Genomic DNA, 15,893 nt, shown 5'->3' on the forward strand with positions numbered 1-15,893 from the left:
GCTTGATAATTTTTTTACTTAGAATGATTTTTTAAGCATTTTAGTAGTGGTAGTGAATTATGTAGTTATGCTGGGTTAACACCAGTCTTCACCAAAGTAGGAGTAGGGTAAAAAGAGACCCGCGAATTAGTAAAATAAGAAATTAAAAATTACAAAACTTATTATTTATGTGCAGCTTTAATGCCTGTAAATATAATAAGGCCTGTAAAGCTATTTATGACCGAATAGTAGCCAAAGGAAAGAGTAAAAAGTTAGCGTTAATAGCCTTTGCTATCGCAAAATCAGGGCTTATCCTATGATAATAATTATAGAAGTGCTTTATTGGAAAGTTAATGAGTTTTTACTTGTTTTTTACCACAGTACTTTGCTGCCAGTAGTTTTTATATTTCCATTTCTACCATTTCCGCTCTTGCTCCAAATCGGATTGGTAAAATACTTGTTCCAATTCCTTTTGATATATACATTTTTGGTTCCGATTCTTTATACCAACCTTTTAAATACTTTCCACTCCCTTGAGGTTTAAAAGGAACGATTCCTAAAAATGTAATCTGTCCTCCGTGAGTATGACCAGAAAGTACTAAATCAATATTTAAATTCTCTTTTTGTTTTGTGATTATATCTCTATATTCAGGACAATGTGATAAAACGATATTGGTTTCGGTTTGTTTTAGATTTTCAATTGCTTTTCCGAAATCAGCATTTCCACCAACTAAATCGTCAATTCCGATTATTGAGATTTTACGATTTTTAATTGAAATAGTTCTGTTCTCGTTTATTAATAATTCGCAATTATTTTTAGAATAAGTATTTTTAAGTTTTGTCAAATCCACTTTTCCCCAATATTCCCAATTTCCGGTAATCGCATATTTTTTTATAGAATTATCTATTAATTGCAAAAAATCATTCAGTGAATCTATTTTTTCAGTTTTGTCAACAGAATCTCCAGTTATAAATACTAAATCAGGTTTAATTAAATTTATTTTTTTCGCAATAGATTTATGAAAATATCTTAATTGGTCAAAGTGTAAATCCGAAATTTGAATGATTTTTATTTTGTCTTTTTGCGATTTTGAGATGTCAAAGTAATTCCAGTCAATTACATATTTCTCAAACCAAAGTGAGTCTAGAAGTACTAATCCAATTGAGGCTAAAATTCCTCGTTTTATAAATTTTCTTCTGTTTAAGTTCGTCATTTCTTAAATTACTTGCAACTACCTTTGGTTAAGCGCAAAATTGAGCAATTATTTTTATACATTGTTGGCAGTAGTTATTCTATTTTATTCATTAAATAATTTACAAAAGCAGAGCAAGTAACAAGCATAAATCTTGCTTCTTCTAAATCAACTTTAACATCTGATTCGAGTAAACTATGTCTTATTCCTCCTGTATCTGATGTATAACCATACAAAGAACTGAATGCACTCTTAAGGCTTTTAGGGATGTTATGTTTCTTCTCAATTTCTTTTAACGCTTGCCCTAAAGTCGTTTTGCTATTATCCGTGATTATTTTGGCTAACGATTCTACAGAAGAAATCGATTCTTTAATTGAATTTCTAAAATCTGGATTTTTACGGTCAGACAATAATTCGATAGCTGTTTTCAAATGAGTTTTTACTGATTTAAATTTATCTGAATTATTTAACGCTCTTTCTATTTCAATTACTTCCTCTTTAGAATTAATTTCAGTTATTTTTCCATCAACAAATCTGTAAGCTGACATTTCTTTTTTTAAGAATAAGTTACAGATTTTGCAGAATTCTGGATGATAATCAGATGCAAATTCGATAAAATCTAAAACTAAATCCCAGTCGGACTTAAAAAACCATTTTCGAACAGTAGGTGTTGCTTCATAGTCTGTAACTGTGCCATAACTCATAGGTAAATTATCAATTGGCCATTTATAAAAATAAATCCATAATTCTCTGAAAAACACTGTTAAATCAGAATGTTTTTCATACCTTTTTTCATTACTTCTTTCTTCAATAATTAATTCAAGTACTAGAGTCCACAATGAATTCTTTAATTCAGGACTTAAGCCTTCTTTTTCAAGTTCAGTTTTATATTCTCTTTTTCCTATTCTTTGTGAAAATCGCATTTACTATTTCTATGTTTTTCTAATTACTGCCAACTATATATAAACTCAATTAATTGCGTTTATTCTGCCAATATGGGTGAGTAAACGCACATTTGGCTCTCTATTTGTTTTATTTTCTTACAATATATATTAATTTTTTATACTGTAATAATGGAAATGTGTAATTGGTATATTTTTTAGTACAATTGGTAATTATGCATAAAAAATTCTAGAGATGTAAGTTCCCTATACTTTACTTATGTAGTGGTTTTTTATAAGAATAGTTACGGGTTTGTAACGCCTTTTGGTTAAGTACTAAGTAGCAATTATTTTATATGGTATTGGGCACAGTTTTTATTACTGGTTGTAATTTCCTTTTGCCCATTTTATTGTCGGTTCAATCCATTCCTTTAATGGTTTAAATAAAAATCCGTGTCCCATTCCAGAATTCAGTTCTATTTCTTTAAAGTGTTTTATTTCACAATTCGAGATTTTCTTTCGTTCCAATGCGGAAACTCCAAATGGGTCGGACTTTTCATAAATAGTTAAAATATTTCCGCAAAAATTAATTTCAGGTATATTTTGAATATCGCTATTCCTAAAACTTGCAATAAATACAAAATTTAAATCCTGATTATTTGCTAAAGTCGAAACATATTGAGCTATATAACCACCTTTTGAGGTTCCAACAACAGTTATTTTTCTTGGTTCTACTCCATTTTTTATTAAACTGTCAATTTGGGTTACAATTCCAATTGCGTATTCTCTTGCGTTAACATTTCCACTCCGTTTTTCGCTTATTACTTTAAGTCCCCCTTTTTTAAGTTCAGCAATAATTTCGCTGTATTCAGTTCGTCCAAATTCGGGATGCAATTCATTCAGTTCGTGTTCTTCTAAAAATCGGTTATGAAGGAAGAAAACAAATCGGTCATCATTCTTGTTTTCGCATACAAACAAAATTGAGCAAAAAAGAATTCCAATTAATGTGCTTGTTTTCATCTTTTTTTTTCGTTTCCTGAGGTTGCTTACAACGTTCTTGTAATTGGTTTGTTACGCCGTTTGTGCACCTAATTTAGCAAATATAAACCTAATAGAATATTCCGCATAAAGATTCTAATGTAGGTTAAAACTAGTAATTAATTTTATACGGGTTGTAGCCAGTTTTACTCCGCTGCGAGCTTGAACAGGGTAAATGCGTCTGCTTTGGGTCTATACCCAACTTTTTCTTTCGATTCAGTAATATCCAATCGTTTATACCTGTTATCGGAAATAGCGTTCAGAACCTCATATTTAATATTTTCTGTTTCGATACATCCAATCAATAATTGATTAAAATCATCAGGATGCAGAAATGCACTTAAATCCCTCGCATTCATTTCAGTAAAGTCTTTTGGGAATTCGTACGCACCAATTCGCAGGCAAATGGCAGAAATTCCATTGTTATATGCATGGTAAGCCGCTAAAGCTTCTCCAAAACATTTTGATACTCCATAAATATTTTTCGGCTTAACGAGCATATTCTTGTTAACTTGGATATCCGTCGGATAGCTTTCTATGGTCTGGGCACTACTCGCAAAAATCAGTTTTTTGCATTTTGCTTTTACTGCTGCTTTAAAAATATTCTGTGTGGTTTTTAAGTTAGTTTCTAAAATCTCGTCCGATTCAGAAATCGGGTCTACTATTCCGGCCAAATGAATTACGGTATCGATTCCTACGCATAGTTTTGAGCAAATTGAAAAGTCCATCAAGTCTGCTTTTTCAATTCGCACATGGTTCGAAAAAGTACTGCTGTCCGTTACAATGTCTGCAACGGTTATTTCATATTTGTTGCTGAAGTTATGAACGAAATGTTTGGCTATTTTTCCAAATCCGCCGGTTATCAAGATTTTTTTCATTGAATGTATGGTGTTTCTTTAAATGTCTAGTCCTGAAATATGGCTATAACGTTCTTGTAATTGGTTTTTTACGCCGTTTATGCACCTAATTTAGCAAATATAAACCGAATAGAAAGCCCGATAGTTCACAAGCTTCGGGATACGTAAGTAGTCTAGAACCTAGCAATAAAATATATGCATTGTTGCCAGTAGTTTTTATTTTCGCAAATCTTTATCGGTCATTTCAGAATTGTATTTCTTTCCGTCTTTATCAAAACTCCAAACATTTGAGATTTCACGAACTTTAGGTAATTCAGACTCGTTAGATTTAACTTTCTGTTTTACTATCCTGCGATATTTTCTATTAGCATCTTGCTTATTTTCTTTCTCCGATTTCGCAGTTGTGATTCCACGAATTTTAGTTTTCTTTTCCGATTTGCTCATAAAAATCTATTTTCTGATTAGAGTCTAAAAGGATTCCATTTTTCACCAATTCCATTGCGTTCCGCTCCAACTCCAATCGGCATTTCAAATAATTCATTCAGAGTATTATCTAATTCAACCGCATTTTTCAAAGAAATGATTTTTGCGTTTTCCTCCGCGTGGTCATTTTGTCCGCATAAGAATTGCCAATCTCCGTCGCTGTCGTGTGTCGCATACAAAATCGGACTTTTCTCATCAGTTACGTGATTACAAGTAAAAACAGCTTTATTTTCAGGATCACTAAATTTAAATTCAGTTTTATTTTTGTCGTTTTTCCCTTGTCCAAATACATTAAATATGCTCATAAGAGTTATTGAAGTTATTAAAATTAGTTTTGTCATTCTTTCATAGATTGCGGTTTGTCAAATGCACGCCAACGGTTAGTATAAGAAACGTAGGGAAATTGATAAGCACTTTCGTTTCGGTTTATTACTTAGCTAAATATAAATATTTTGCTTTTATCTTTTTGTTCTAAATGCCAAATTTTATATTTAGCGAAATAACAGAAAAGCCCAAACTTTTGAAGCAAACACTTAACCCGCCCTATGTTTTTTATATGGTGTTACAAAAGTTTTATTATCAACTCATCATCTTCCATTTTTTTCCATCATATAGAGCTAGATGTTTATCAGATACAGACCAGAGTCCACTGGGACCTGTAAATAGTTTGGATGTCGAAAATTCTGGCGTGCTTTCTATAAAAACTTCAAGTTCACCGTCTTTTAACCGAAGAATATTAAAGTTATTAGAGAAGTAAATAGCATCATTGTAAGTGCATACAGAATCTATATCATCTTCTGAGACTTCACTTTCCAATTCCGTCCACTGATTTCCTCGACCTTCTAAAATTATCCCCATTTGACCAGCAATATAAACTTTGTCATCAAAAACATCTCCATCTAATAAAATGTCATCAGTAGGCGTTTCTATTTCAGTCCATTTACCGTCTTTATTTGTCCAAATTACTCCTTCCCATCCAAAAGCGTATAATTCTTGAGAATTAAATCCTGTAATATTTTCGAAACTACTAGGCATAGGTTCACCTTTCATAGCTTCAATACTAATCTCCTCCCAATTTGTATTTACTTGTTTAAATATAAATCGATTTGTTCCTCCAACATATAATTCACCCGCAACTAGTTTAGAAAATCGAATTTCACTGGGAGGGTCATTTTTATCATCTTCAGTTTTATAAACACTAGAGAAAGTATTATCAGTTTTATTAAACTCCAAACAAGATCCTCCCCAGTGTATTAAAAATATTTTATCTTCACTGATATTACTTGAAATTCCTTCAGGAAGCCAACTTATACTACCAGCGTTAGACCAGTTTCCTTTGGTGTCTCTAATTAAAAAAACACTTTTAGGTTTTTTTTCAGGATCCATTCCAAAAGGATGAGAAATCATTATCACTTCTCCATTAGATAATTCAGCTCCGGAAGAAAAGGTGAATTTTGATAAGTCAATTTTATTATCTGATTCTACCATAATTTGTTTTTATTGTTACTAACGGTAGGTATAACCGAAGTTACGGGATTAAAGTTAATGTTTTTCGGCTTATCACAGACATTAGCAATTGGGAGTGGATTCAGACGTAGTCGAATCCGCCGTAATTGCGGTTATACATTGTTATATAGTATTATCACTCATTTTCATTAAATTGCTTTTAAACTCTTTATTTATAAGGGTTTTTTGTTTTTAGCAAATGCATAATAATGCATTAAAATGCTACTAAAAGTTAGGTTTGTTGTACCTAATGTTGTACCTTCGTATTGCGTTGCACTCATTTGCACCGCCTATTAATCAGGGTTTTATGTCTTCAATTAAAGTAGTTTTAAGAAAAAACAAGATAGATAAAGCTGGACTTGCACCTCTTTATTTACGAGTAATCAAAAACAGAAAAACAAAATTCATTTCATTAAGCGTAAAATTACAGCCAAATGAATGGGATGAAGATAAACAAAAAGTAAAGAAGAATCACAAAACTTCAACAAGGTTAAACGCATACATATCAAGAAAGATAGCAGATGCAGAAGGCGAGATTGCAGACCTTGAAAGAAGAAATCAATCTACATCGGCAAGAAGAATAAAAGAGGCCATTAAGGGTAAACCCTTAATTAACTTTTTTGAGTTTGCATATGATAGATGTGAGAAGCTTAAAGATACTGTTACGCTATCCACTTATAGAAGCTATAAAAACAACATCGAAAAGTTTGAAAGGTTTATAGGGCATCGTGAAATAATGTTTGATGATATTACAGCTACTACCTTAAAAGATTATGCCTCACATTGCAGTTCTAAATTAGGCAACAATAACACGACTATAAATTATGCGTTTAGAATCCTAAACCTAATGTTTAGAGAAGCGAAGAAAGAAGATTTAATATCCAATGAGCTTGTACCCTTTACCAAGTTTAAAGTAAAGAAAAACAAGACTACAAAGCGTTACTTAAACGAAGAACAATTTGAAGCCTTTATCAATTTAGAAGTACCACAAGAACACAAAGCACAGGTTATTAAAGATATGTTTATTTTTTCTGTTTTTTCTGGAGGGTTACGTTTTGGAGATGTTATCGAATTACAATGGAAACATTACGATAACAAAAATCATAGAATTACAAAGACGATAAGAAAAACGAAAAGACAGCACAGTATTAGAATAGGTCAAAAAGCGGTTGATATTATAGAGAAATACAAAACCAAAGACCAAAAGCAAAATGATATAATTTTTCCATTTGCTAAAGTTGACGAGTTATATTTTAAAGATAGAGAACACAGAAGTTTAATAACCAATAGAGCAATTTCATTGAGTAATATGTATTTGAGTAGAATGGGAGAAGAATTAGAATTACCCTTTAATTTATCCTTTCATATTAGCCGGCATACATTTGCTACAAGGGCATTAAACAATGGTATGCGTATAGAACACGTTTCTAAACTTATGGACCATTCAGATATTGGTATTACACAAGTGTATGCAAAAATTATTAGTAGTGAGTTAGATAATGCAGTAGATAAATACATCAATTAAAGTATGAAAGTTAAAGAACTGATAGATTCTATTTTAAAAAATGAAATGTCATTTTTTGAAATTGTTCAATATATAGAAACAAATTCAACAGATAGTTCTAGAGATCTACTGTTAAATGAAATTTATTCAGCATTTAAAATGAAATCTTTGGATTTTATGTTTGAAGTAAAAGACGAGGACATAAAAGATGCTATTAATCAATTTGACCACAAGTTGGAATACTTCTATTTAAGTGAAGAGGATAAACTAAAAGTACAACATTTTATAAAAGAGATAGACAATAAGCTAACTATATTCAATGTAGGCGGACTTTCTAAAGTGGCAGACCCAAAAAAGTTAAAAGTTATCTACTTAAATAATTTAATGATTGAGTATCACGATGGTTTTTTTCAGCACGAAATAAAAGGCTTTGAAAATTTAAGACATTTTAAATCAATATGTGAATCTCTAAAAGAACATTTCGAAAAAACAAAAGAGAAAATAAAGGTTCAACCTATTCAAATTGACAACGCTAACTACCAAAAAGACAACTTCAAAGATTTATTGTTAGTAGAAGAATTAGAAAAACGTTTAGCAATAGAAGCAGTAGAGTATAAAACAAAAATTGATGAACTATGGCAAACCTACACTTTTGACCCAACCTATTTTGATACATTTATCTCTGGTGACTTATATAATGTATTTTTAAACGCTATATATGAAAGAATAAAGCCTTTAAATGACTTTGAAATTAATAAATATCTAACACTATCAGTAAATCAATTTAAGACACACACGCCAACCAAAAGAGCTGAAACATTTAAAAGAATTTATCAAGCTACATATTGGTATCCAAATCAAATAGAATACAAAGAAAATAAACACGATGATGAATACGCAATGCACGTATGGAAACACTATAAATCACATTTTAACAAATACAAGGAAGCAACAGAAAACGTATTGCAGGATTTTAAAAATGGTTTAATTGGCAGTGGTAAAAAAGAAATAATTGAGAAACCGAAATCGGTATCAAAATCAAAATACAACTCATTTACCTACATAAATAATCTTACAGGGCAATCAAACTTAACAGCCTTAAAAGAATCTTTAATTAATAAAGGTTTTATAGCAAAAGATACAGACCTAAAAGACTTTAGAAAGGTATTTAGTGGTGAAGCTATTGAGAAACCTATCGTTTGGACTGGTAAGATTAGCGAACTTTCATATTTCATAAAACAATTGCATAATGAATTAAGACTTGTTGAAGATTTAAAACAACAGCAGTGGTTTGTAGCTATAAACTGTTTTGTTCAAGAAAATGGTGAGCCATATATCCGTACTCGATTAAAAAATCAAAAAGTTCCTACTACTTCAAAAAACATCGATTCAGCATTAAATACACTAAAATAACACTCTACACATAAAGCGCAGTATTAAAATATTTTATTCAAAAACGACAGTTAATCTCTTTTAGGTTAACTGTTTTCACTGATACTCTACACTCTACACCTTACTCTAAACCTTTGTTTGTAAAATGTTTTAAGGCTTCTTTTCGAGCAAAATTTGTTTCCAGAAACATAAAATTTTATTCAAATGGAAGCAATTATTTTAAGCACCCAACAGTACAAAGATTTAGTTAATCGTTTAGACGATTTAAACAAGCAATTAGAGGAAAAACAAAAGAAGCCTCAAGACACTTTTTTAGACAATCAAGAATTTCTTCAGCTAATGAATATTAGCAAACGTACCGCGCAAACTTGGCGTGACGAAGGCGTTATTTCATTTTCACAAATAGGTTCTAAAATCTATTATCGTATGAGTGATGTGCAAAAGTTATTAGACAATAACTATCGTAAAGCATTCACAACAAAAAGAAATAATTACTAATCCTTAAATCTTAAAGTTATGCAAGTAGCCGTATCAGTATTTAACGACTTCATTTATAAGGTTGAGGATAAGCCTTTAGAAAAAATCCTAAACGATATTAAAATAGGTACTTATAAAGCTAAAATAAGAGATATAAGAAACCTAATGTCTAATGATGAAGAAAAGGAAGCAGACCATTTAAAAAAGCAATTACAAGCGTTTACAGTATCAGGTACTTTTAGTAATGGCAGAAGTATAGACAAAATTGATACTTACAGTCAATATCTAATTTTGGATATTGATAAACTTTCAGAATTACAATTGAAAGAGATTAAACAAGTCACACGTTTAGCACCTTACACTTATGCATCATTTATTAGTCCTAGAGGTAAAGGCTTAAAAATTATTGTAAAAGTTAGCTCTACTAAAGAGCATCACAAAGAAGCCTACAAACAAGTTGTAGCCTATTATGAACAAGCCTTAAATAAAGACATAGATACCTCTGGAAGTGATATTTGTCGATTATGTTTTATGTCTTATGATGAAGATTGTTTTATCAATCCAAATGCAGATGTTTTTGAAGTCAATATAAAACTAGAACAAGAAAAACCAATTCCCATAAAAAACAATAATTCAATAAGTAATGACATAGAAGCCTATATATCCGAAATAGAGAAAACAGCAACAGATATTACAGGTAATTATGAAACTTGGCGAAATTTAGGTTTTGCAATTTCAGAAGAATATGGAGAAGCTGGAAGAGATTACTATCACAGAATAAGCAGATTTTATATAAACTACAACTATCAAGAGTGCGATAAACAATACACAAACTGTCTAAAAGCAAAAGGCACAGGTATAAGTATTTCTACGTTTTACTATATGGCACATCAAAATAATATAAAGCCATACAAAGAACCTATTGAAGAAGAAATATTAATACGAAAAGAAGAAACCAATTCAGAAGATTATTCAGATAGTCCAACATTCTCAAATTCCTTAATTCCTCAACTTCCGCAATTCCTTCAACAAGTAGTTAAGTATACAAAAACAGACCAGGAAAAGGATATAATGATATTAGGTGCAATAACAGCTATAAGTGCTTGTTTACCTAAAATATACGGTATCTATGATGGCGATAAAGTATATTCTAATTTGTACTTGTTTGTAACAGCGGCAGCAGCTTCGGGAAAAGGTAAGTTAAAATTTTGTAAAAGATTGGTTTATAAAATTCACAAAACAATGCGTGAAGAAGCTAAACTAATGGAAGCAGAATATGATTCAGAATTAGCGCAATACAACAAGAACAAGGCGAAAGATGAAAACTTAAAGAAACCTCAAAAACCACCTATTAGAATGTTATTTATACCTGCAAATAATAGTTCAACAGGTATGTTTCAATTATTGTATGATAGTAAAGGTAGAGGTCTAATTTTTGAAACCGAAGCAGATACATTAGCAAAAAACTTTAAAACAGATTATGGTGATTATTCCGATGGTTTTAGAAATGCCTTTCATCACGAAACAATAAAATATTTTCGTAGAACAGATAGAGAATATGTAGAGATTGAAGAGCCTTGTTTATCGTGTGCATTAACAGGAACACCAAAACAAGTTTTGGCATTAATGCCAAATGCTGAAAATGGTTTGTTTAGTCGCTTTATGTTTTATCAAATGCCAACAAGTACGACTTGGAAGAACGTTTTTGCTATTAACACTAAAAAAGGCTTAAATGAGTACTACGATCAATTGGGTAACGTATTTTATGAGTTATACAGACAACTAATCACAAATACTGAAATTCAGTTTTCATATACAGAGGAACAGCAAGAAGTATTTAATCAATTTTTTTCAAAAATTAATTTATACTATCTAAATGTAAATCCTTTAGAATACAATTCTTCGATTAAAAGAATGGGTATTATTGCGTTTAGAATTAGTATGATTTTAACTGTTTTAAGAATATTAGAAACAGGCGATGTTTCAAATCCTTTGTACTGTTCTGATGAAGATTTTCAATCTACATTAACTATCGTAAAAGCCTTAATTAAACATAGTAGCAAAGTGTATTCTAGTTTACCGGTTGATAAAACAGCTATAAACTACAAAAACAAAAAAGAACAATTTATTGATAGTTTACCATTACGCTTTACTACACAGCAATATTGTAAGAATGCAAAAAAGTTTAATATCTCTCAAAAAACAGCAGAACGATATATAACTAATCTATGTAAGGATAATATTTTATTAAGAGAATCACAAGGTAATTACTACAACCCTTCAAAAGAAGAAAGTGAGGAAAACGAGGGAACTGCGGAGGTTTAGTATTATTTCCCTCACTTTCCTCATTTCCCTTGCGGTTTATCTTTAAAAGATTTATATTTTTAACATTTTTAAAATACACCATACCAATCAATGTCAGAAGAACAAAAAAAGTTACTCGAAAAACAATTATGGGCTATTGCTAACCTCTTACGAGGTAAAATGGATGCAGACGATTATAGAAACTATATATTAGGTTTTATATTCTTTAAATACCTTTCAGAAAAGCTACACATCTACGCTAACAAAATATTAGCGCCAGACAATTTGACTTACGAGCAATTAGATGAAAATTCAGATAATGGTAAGTTATATATCGAAGCGGTTAAAAAAGCCTGTATTAAAGAATTAGGTTATTTTTTAAAGCCGAGTGAATTATTTACCTCTATTGCTCAAAAAGGAAATAACCTATCAGAAGCTCAAACTAATGAAATTGGTGAAGCTCAACAGTTTTTCATAATTGAAGATTTAGAGCGTATCTTAACGAACATTGAACAGAGTACAATGGGTACAGAATCAGAAGATGATTTTGTAAAACTTTTCGAAGATTTAGATTTAACTTCTGGAAAGTTAGGTAGAACTGTGAAAGCCCAAAATGAAACTATTGCAAAAATTATCACGCATTTAGATGTAATAGATTTTAAATTAGAAGATACAGAAAGCGATTTATTGGGTGATGCTTATGAATTTTTAATAGGTAAATTTGCTGCCAGTGCAGGTAAAAAAGCAGGAGAATTTTATACCCCTCAAGAAGTTTCTACCATATTAGCAAAAATTGTTACAACTCGTAAAAAACGTTTAAAATCAGTTTATGATCCTACTTGTGGTTCTGGTTCATTACTATTGCGTGTAGCCAAAGAAGTAGATGATGTAGGTATGTTTTATGGTCAAGAATTAAACCGAACAACTTACAACTTGGCACGTATGAATATGATTCTACACGGTGTAAATTATCGTCAGTTTGATATTAAACAAGAAGATACTTTAGAAGAGCCACAACATATGGCAATCGACCTAAAAGCAGAAGCTATTGTAGCAAATCCACCGTTTTCTGCTAAATGGAGTGCAAAAGGTATTTTTAGTACAGATGATAGGTTTAGTCAGTATGGTAAGTTAGCACCTAAAACAAAAGCAGATTTTGCTTTTGTACAGCATATGATTCATCATTTAGATGAAAACGGTATAATGGCAACCGTTTTACCTCACGGTGTATTATTTAGAGGTAGTTCAGAAGCACATATTAGACGTTATTTAATAGAAGATAGAAACTACATTGATGCAGTTATTGGCTTACCTGCAAACATCTTTTTCGGTACAGGGATTCCAACCTGTATTTTAGTGATTAAAAAATGTAGAGAAGTTAATGAAGATGTATTATTTATTGATGCTTCACAAGGGTTTGAAAAACAGGGTAAAGACAATAAATTATTACCAAACCATATTGACGATATTGTAGATACATATACCAATAGAGAGGTTATAGATAAATACAGTTATAGAGCAACATTACAGGAAATAAAAGATAACGATTACAACCTAAACATACCACGTTATGTAGATACTTTTGAAGAAGAAGAGCCTATTGATATTAATGCAGTAGCAGAAGAGATACAGGCTTTAGATAGAGAAATTGCAGAAACCGATAAACGTATTGCTTCTTATTGTAAAGAGTTAAATATAAAAACGCCTTTTTAATTATGGAAAAGCAATTAGTACCACAGTTGAGGTTTTCAGAGTTTGAGGGTAATTGGTTTGTAAAAAAGTATAATAAGATTTTTTCATTTTATTCCACAAATTCACTTTCAAGAGAATACCTTAACTATGAAAATGGGGTAGTAAAGAATATTCATTATGGTGACATTCATACAAAATTTTCAACTCTTTTTGATATTGAAAAAGAAAAAGTACCTTTTGTAAATACAGATGTTGACTTGTCTAAAATTAAAGATGAAAACTTTTGTCAAGAAGGTGATTTACTTATTGCTGATGCTTCTGAAGATTACAATGACATAGGAAAAACTACTGAAATTATTAACTTAAACAATGAAAAGCTAATTTCGGGTTTGCATACTTTTCACGCAAGACCAAACAAATTTAAAATGGCGATTGGTTTTTCTGGATATTTATTACAAAGTTGGAAAGTTAGAAAACAAGTAATGACTATTGCACAAGGAACAAAAGTTCTTGGTTTAGCAACCAGTAGATTAGGTGAAATTAATCTATTTATAACTTCCATTCCAGAACAACAAAAAATAGCATCATTTTTATCAGATGTAGATGCTAAAATTACCCAACTAACCAAAAAGAAAGACCTTTTAGAGCAATACAAAAAAGGTATTATGCAAAAAATCTTTAATCAAGAACTACGGTTTAAAGATGATAATGGTAATGAGTTTCCTAAATGGCAAGAGAAGAAGTTGGGCGAAGTTTGTAAATTACAGGGAGGTTATGCTTTTAAAAGTAATCAATTTAAAAAACAAGGCATTCCAATAATCCGAATATCAAATATTTCAAACAATAACAATTTTATTGACAGTAATAATCTTGTGTATTATGACGATTTTGATATTAATGAAAATTTTATTCTAAAAAAAGATGATTTAATTGTAGCAATGTCAGGTGCTACAACTGGTAAATCAAGCATATATAATCTTGAAGTAAAAGGCTTTGTTAATCAGCGTGTGGGTGTTTTTAGACCTCAAAATAATTTGCTCAATAAATTTTTAATACAATTCGTTTTTTCAAATGAGTTTATAAAACAATTAGACAAGGTATTAGTAGCAGGTGCTCAACCAAACATCAGTTCTAAAGATATTGAAACTTTTATCATACCTATACCTTGCTTAAAAGAGCAAACCAAAATAGCCAATTTCTTATCAGATATAGATATAAAAATAGAAGCTTTAAAAACCAAAATAGAAAATAGTAAGACCTTTAAAAAAGGATTATTACAACAAATGTTTGTTTAAAATTAAAGATATGGATTTCGAGGTATATTGCGATGAAAGTGGTTTAGAAGCCTTAACTCATAAAGATGCTCATTTATATACAGCTATTGGTGGTATATGGATGCCAGCAAATTATAGACCTATATTTAAAGAAAAGTTTAATGAGATACGAAAAAAATATAATGTATCTCGTGAATTGAAATGGAATAAAATTTCCCCTAAATTTTTTGATTTACACAAGGAGATCATTGACTACTTTTTTCAAACTGAACAATTAAGATTTAGAGTTATTCTTATTGAAGCTAATAAGGTTGATAATTACACTTTTAATGATAAAGACGGCGAGTTGGGTTTTTATAAATTTTACTACCAATTACTTCATCATTGGATTTATGATTATAACAGTTATAATATCTTTCTTGATTTAAAAGAAAATAGAGATAAAGGCAGATTAAAAGTTCTCGATAGATGTTTAGATTATGCTAACTTAACATCTGATATTAAACAAGTTCAAGGGTTGCCATCAGATGAATCTTTAGGTATACAATTGGCAGACATTTTAACAGGTTTAACTAATGCGAAATTTAACAATAGGATTACAAGTTCTGCAAAATTGGGTTTAATTGAATATGTTGAAAACACTTATTTAGGTAAAGCAATTAAGCCAACACCTAAATGGGAAGAGAAATTTAATGTTTTTAAGATTAATCTTCAAGGTGGTTGGTAATGGCTTATAAAAAAATAAAACCTCATTTAATTCCAGAAGAGGAAAGAGAAGAAAAAATGAGAGCTTTATGGTATGAGGAATATTGTAAAGCAGATATAGAGACTTTTGATGGTGTAAAAGTTAGATTTTATGAAGATATGTTTGAACATTGTTTTTTTGAAAGTTATAATAGAAAGGAAAAGGACAAGTCTATCTTATCTCTCAACAGACTTGAAAAAATGCTTTGGATAAAAGAAACGTTAATGGATAACGATGCTATATTAAAGAAAGGATGGAATAATACCGATAAAGTTTATTATACTGATAGACGTGTAGCAATAGTAAAAGAAAACTACGTTGTGGTAATAAGATTTACAGGTTATTTAAAGGCTAAATTAGTAACAGCTTATGAGAAAAACGATATAGAGAATATTTTAGAAGGTCCAGATTTTGAAAAGACAGTTGAGTTTTTCGGTGAAAATTAAGCATAAAAAAAACGTTGATTCGGGTTCAACGTTCAAGACCTTTGTAGATTCCCTACCATCGGTAAAGAACAGCGCAAAAATACAAAATTTGTTTCACTTATGCAACAATTATTATTGAATAT

General features: G+C 30.5%; 15 protein-coding genes and 1 pseudogene. 9 read left to right on the forward strand and 7 right to left on the reverse strand.

Annotated features, from left to right (window positions below):
- Positions 1 to 30: 30 nt before the first annotated feature.
- Positions 31 to 333, forward strand: a pseudogene (locus JM80_RS16560) (transposase); the annotation flags it as partial.
- Between the two features lie 47 nt (positions 334 to 380).
- On the opposite strand, the gene JM80_RS05600 reads toward JM80_RS16560, so the two are convergent.
- From JM80_RS05600 to JM80_RS05630, 7 genes are all read right to left on the reverse strand, one after another.
- Positions 381 to 1,193, reverse strand: a complete 813-nt coding sequence (locus JM80_RS05600) for a metallophosphoesterase (protein ID WP_013620542.1) — start codon at positions 1,191 to 1,193, stop codon at positions 381 to 383.
- 74 nt (positions 1,194 to 1,267) lie between these two features.
- Positions 1,268 to 2,095: an AbiJ-NTD4 domain-containing protein gene (locus JM80_RS05605; RefSeq protein WP_144709430.1), complete on the reverse strand. Its 828-nt coding sequence runs from the start codon at positions 2,093 to 2,095 to the stop codon at positions 1,268 to 1,270.
- A gap of 336 nt (positions 2,096 to 2,431) precedes the next feature.
- Positions 2,432 to 3,073 carry an alpha/beta hydrolase gene (locus JM80_RS05610; protein WP_089118841.1) on the reverse strand — a complete coding sequence of 214 codons (642 nt, stop codon included), beginning with the start codon at positions 3,071 to 3,073 and terminating at the stop codon, positions 2,432 to 2,434.
- 164 nt (positions 3,074 to 3,237) lie between these two features.
- Positions 3,238 to 3,969: an NAD(P)-dependent oxidoreductase gene (locus JM80_RS05615; RefSeq protein ID WP_144709431.1), complete on the reverse strand. Its 732-nt coding sequence runs from the start codon at positions 3,967 to 3,969 to the stop codon at positions 3,238 to 3,240.
- Between the two features lie 195 nt (positions 3,970 to 4,164).
- Complete coding sequence (locus JM80_RS05620) at positions 4,165 to 4,392, reverse strand: hypothetical protein (protein ID WP_144709432.1); 228 nt, start codon at positions 4,390 to 4,392, stop codon at positions 4,165 to 4,167.
- 17 nt (positions 4,393 to 4,409) lie between these two features.
- Positions 4,410 to 4,772: a DUF2185 domain-containing protein gene (locus JM80_RS05625; RefSeq protein ID WP_255436677.1), complete on the reverse strand. Its 363-nt coding sequence runs from the start codon at positions 4,770 to 4,772 to the stop codon at positions 4,410 to 4,412.
- 238 nt (positions 4,773 to 5,010) lie between these two features.
- Positions 5,011 to 5,919: a hypothetical protein gene (locus tag JM80_RS05630; RefSeq protein WP_089118839.1), complete on the reverse strand. Its 909-nt coding sequence runs from the start codon at positions 5,917 to 5,919 to the stop codon at positions 5,011 to 5,013.
- Between the two features lie 325 nt (positions 5,920 to 6,244).
- On the opposite strand from JM80_RS05630, the gene JM80_RS05635 reads away from it, so the two are divergent.
- From JM80_RS05635 to JM80_RS05670, 8 genes are all read left to right on the forward strand, one after another.
- Positions 6,245 to 7,462, forward strand: coding sequence for a site-specific integrase (locus tag JM80_RS05635; RefSeq protein ID WP_144709433.1), 1,218 nt, complete (start codon positions 6,245 to 6,247; stop codon positions 7,460 to 7,462).
- Positions 7,463 to 7,465: 3 nt separating this feature from the next.
- Positions 7,466 to 8,854, forward strand: a complete 1,389-nt coding sequence (locus tag JM80_RS05640; protein WP_144709434.1) for a hypothetical protein — start codon at positions 7,466 to 7,468, stop codon at positions 8,852 to 8,854.
- A 183-nt stretch (positions 8,855 to 9,037) separates the two neighbouring features.
- Positions 9,038 to 9,331 (forward strand): helix-turn-helix domain-containing protein, encoded by a 294-nt coding sequence (locus tag JM80_RS05645; protein WP_144709435.1) that lies wholly within the window; start codon positions 9,038 to 9,040, stop codon positions 9,329 to 9,331.
- A gap of 18 nt (positions 9,332 to 9,349) precedes the next feature.
- On the forward strand, positions 9,350 to 11,635 hold the full coding sequence (locus JM80_RS05650; RefSeq protein ID WP_144709436.1) for a DUF3987 domain-containing protein: 2,286 nt from the start codon (positions 9,350 to 9,352) through the stop codon (positions 11,633 to 11,635).
- A gap of 90 nt (positions 11,636 to 11,725) precedes the next feature.
- On the forward strand, positions 11,726 to 13,327 hold the full coding sequence (locus tag JM80_RS05655) for a type I restriction-modification system subunit M (protein WP_144709437.1): 1,602 nt from the start codon (positions 11,726 to 11,728) through the stop codon (positions 13,325 to 13,327).
- A 2-nt stretch (positions 13,328 to 13,329) separates the two neighbouring features.
- Positions 13,330 to 14,601, forward strand: coding sequence for a restriction endonuclease subunit S (locus tag JM80_RS05660; RefSeq protein WP_144709438.1), 1,272 nt, complete (start codon positions 13,330 to 13,332; stop codon positions 14,599 to 14,601).
- A gap of 10 nt (positions 14,602 to 14,611) precedes the next feature.
- The gene (locus JM80_RS05665) at positions 14,612 to 15,307 is read left to right on the forward strand and encodes a DUF3800 domain-containing protein (protein ID WP_144709439.1); all 696 of its coding nucleotides are present in this window, start codon (positions 14,612 to 14,614) and stop codon (positions 15,305 to 15,307) included.
- Positions 15,307 to 15,771 carry a hypothetical protein gene (locus tag JM80_RS05670; protein ID WP_144709440.1) on the forward strand — a complete coding sequence of 155 codons (465 nt, stop codon included), beginning with the start codon at positions 15,307 to 15,309 and terminating at the stop codon, positions 15,769 to 15,771. The genes JM80_RS05665 and JM80_RS05670 overlap by 1 nt, the downstream gene beginning before the upstream one ends.
- Positions 15,772 to 15,893 lie beyond the last annotated feature (122 nt).

It is taken from the genome of Cellulophaga sp. RHA_52 (genome assembly GCF_007827205.1).
Classification (GTDB): Bacteria; Bacteroidota; Bacteroidia; order Flavobacteriales; family Flavobacteriaceae; genus Cellulophaga; species Cellulophaga lytica.

What these genes read in the sequence shown, in the direction of transcription:
- JM80_RS05630 (WP_089118839.1), bottom strand. Translation starts at nt 5,919, where the DNA reads ATGGTAGAATCAGATAATAAAATTGACTTATCAAAATTCACCTTTTCT.
- JM80_RS05610 (WP_089118841.1), bottom strand. Translation starts at nt 3,073, where the DNA reads ATGAAAACAAGCACATTAATTGGAATTCTTTTTTGCTCAATTTTGTTT.
- JM80_RS05615 (WP_144709431.1), bottom strand. Translation starts at nt 3,969, where the DNA reads ATGAAAAAAATCTTGATAACCGGCGGATTTGGAAAAATAGCCAAACAT.
- JM80_RS05605 (WP_144709430.1), bottom strand. Translation starts at nt 2,095, where the DNA reads ATGCGATTTTCACAAAGAATAGGAAAAAGAGAATATAAAACTGAACTT.
- JM80_RS05655 (WP_144709437.1), top strand. Translation starts at nt 11,726, where the DNA reads ATGTCAGAAGAACAAAAAAAGTTACTCGAAAAACAATTATGGGCTATT.
- JM80_RS05645 (WP_144709435.1), top strand. Translation starts at nt 9,038, where the DNA reads ATGGAAGCAATTATTTTAAGCACCCAACAGTACAAAGATTTAGTTAAT.
- JM80_RS05625 (WP_255436677.1), bottom strand. Translation starts at nt 4,772, where the DNA reads ATGACAAAACTAATTTTAATAACTTCAATAACTCTTATGAGCATATTT.
- JM80_RS05650 (WP_144709436.1), top strand. Translation starts at nt 9,350, where the DNA reads ATGCAAGTAGCCGTATCAGTATTTAACGACTTCATTTATAAGGTTGAG.
- JM80_RS05660 (WP_144709438.1), top strand. Translation starts at nt 13,330, where the DNA reads ATGGAAAAGCAATTAGTACCACAGTTGAGGTTTTCAGAGTTTGAGGGT.
- JM80_RS05640 (WP_144709434.1), top strand. Translation starts at nt 7,466, where the DNA reads ATGAAAGTTAAAGAACTGATAGATTCTATTTTAAAAAATGAAATGTCA.
- JM80_RS05600 (WP_013620542.1), bottom strand. Translation starts at nt 1,193, where the DNA reads ATGACGAACTTAAACAGAAGAAAATTTATAAAACGAGGAATTTTAGCC.
- JM80_RS05620 (WP_144709432.1), bottom strand. Translation starts at nt 4,392, where the DNA reads ATGAGCAAATCGGAAAAGAAAACTAAAATTCGTGGAATCACAACTGCG.
- JM80_RS05665 (WP_144709439.1), top strand. Translation starts at nt 14,612, where the DNA reads ATGGATTTCGAGGTATATTGCGATGAAAGTGGTTTAGAAGCCTTAACT.
- JM80_RS05670 (WP_144709440.1), top strand. Translation starts at nt 15,307, where the DNA reads ATGGCTTATAAAAAAATAAAACCTCATTTAATTCCAGAAGAGGAAAGA.
- JM80_RS05635 (WP_144709433.1), top strand. Translation starts at nt 6,245, where the DNA reads ATGTCTTCAATTAAAGTAGTTTTAAGAAAAAACAAGATAGATAAAGCT.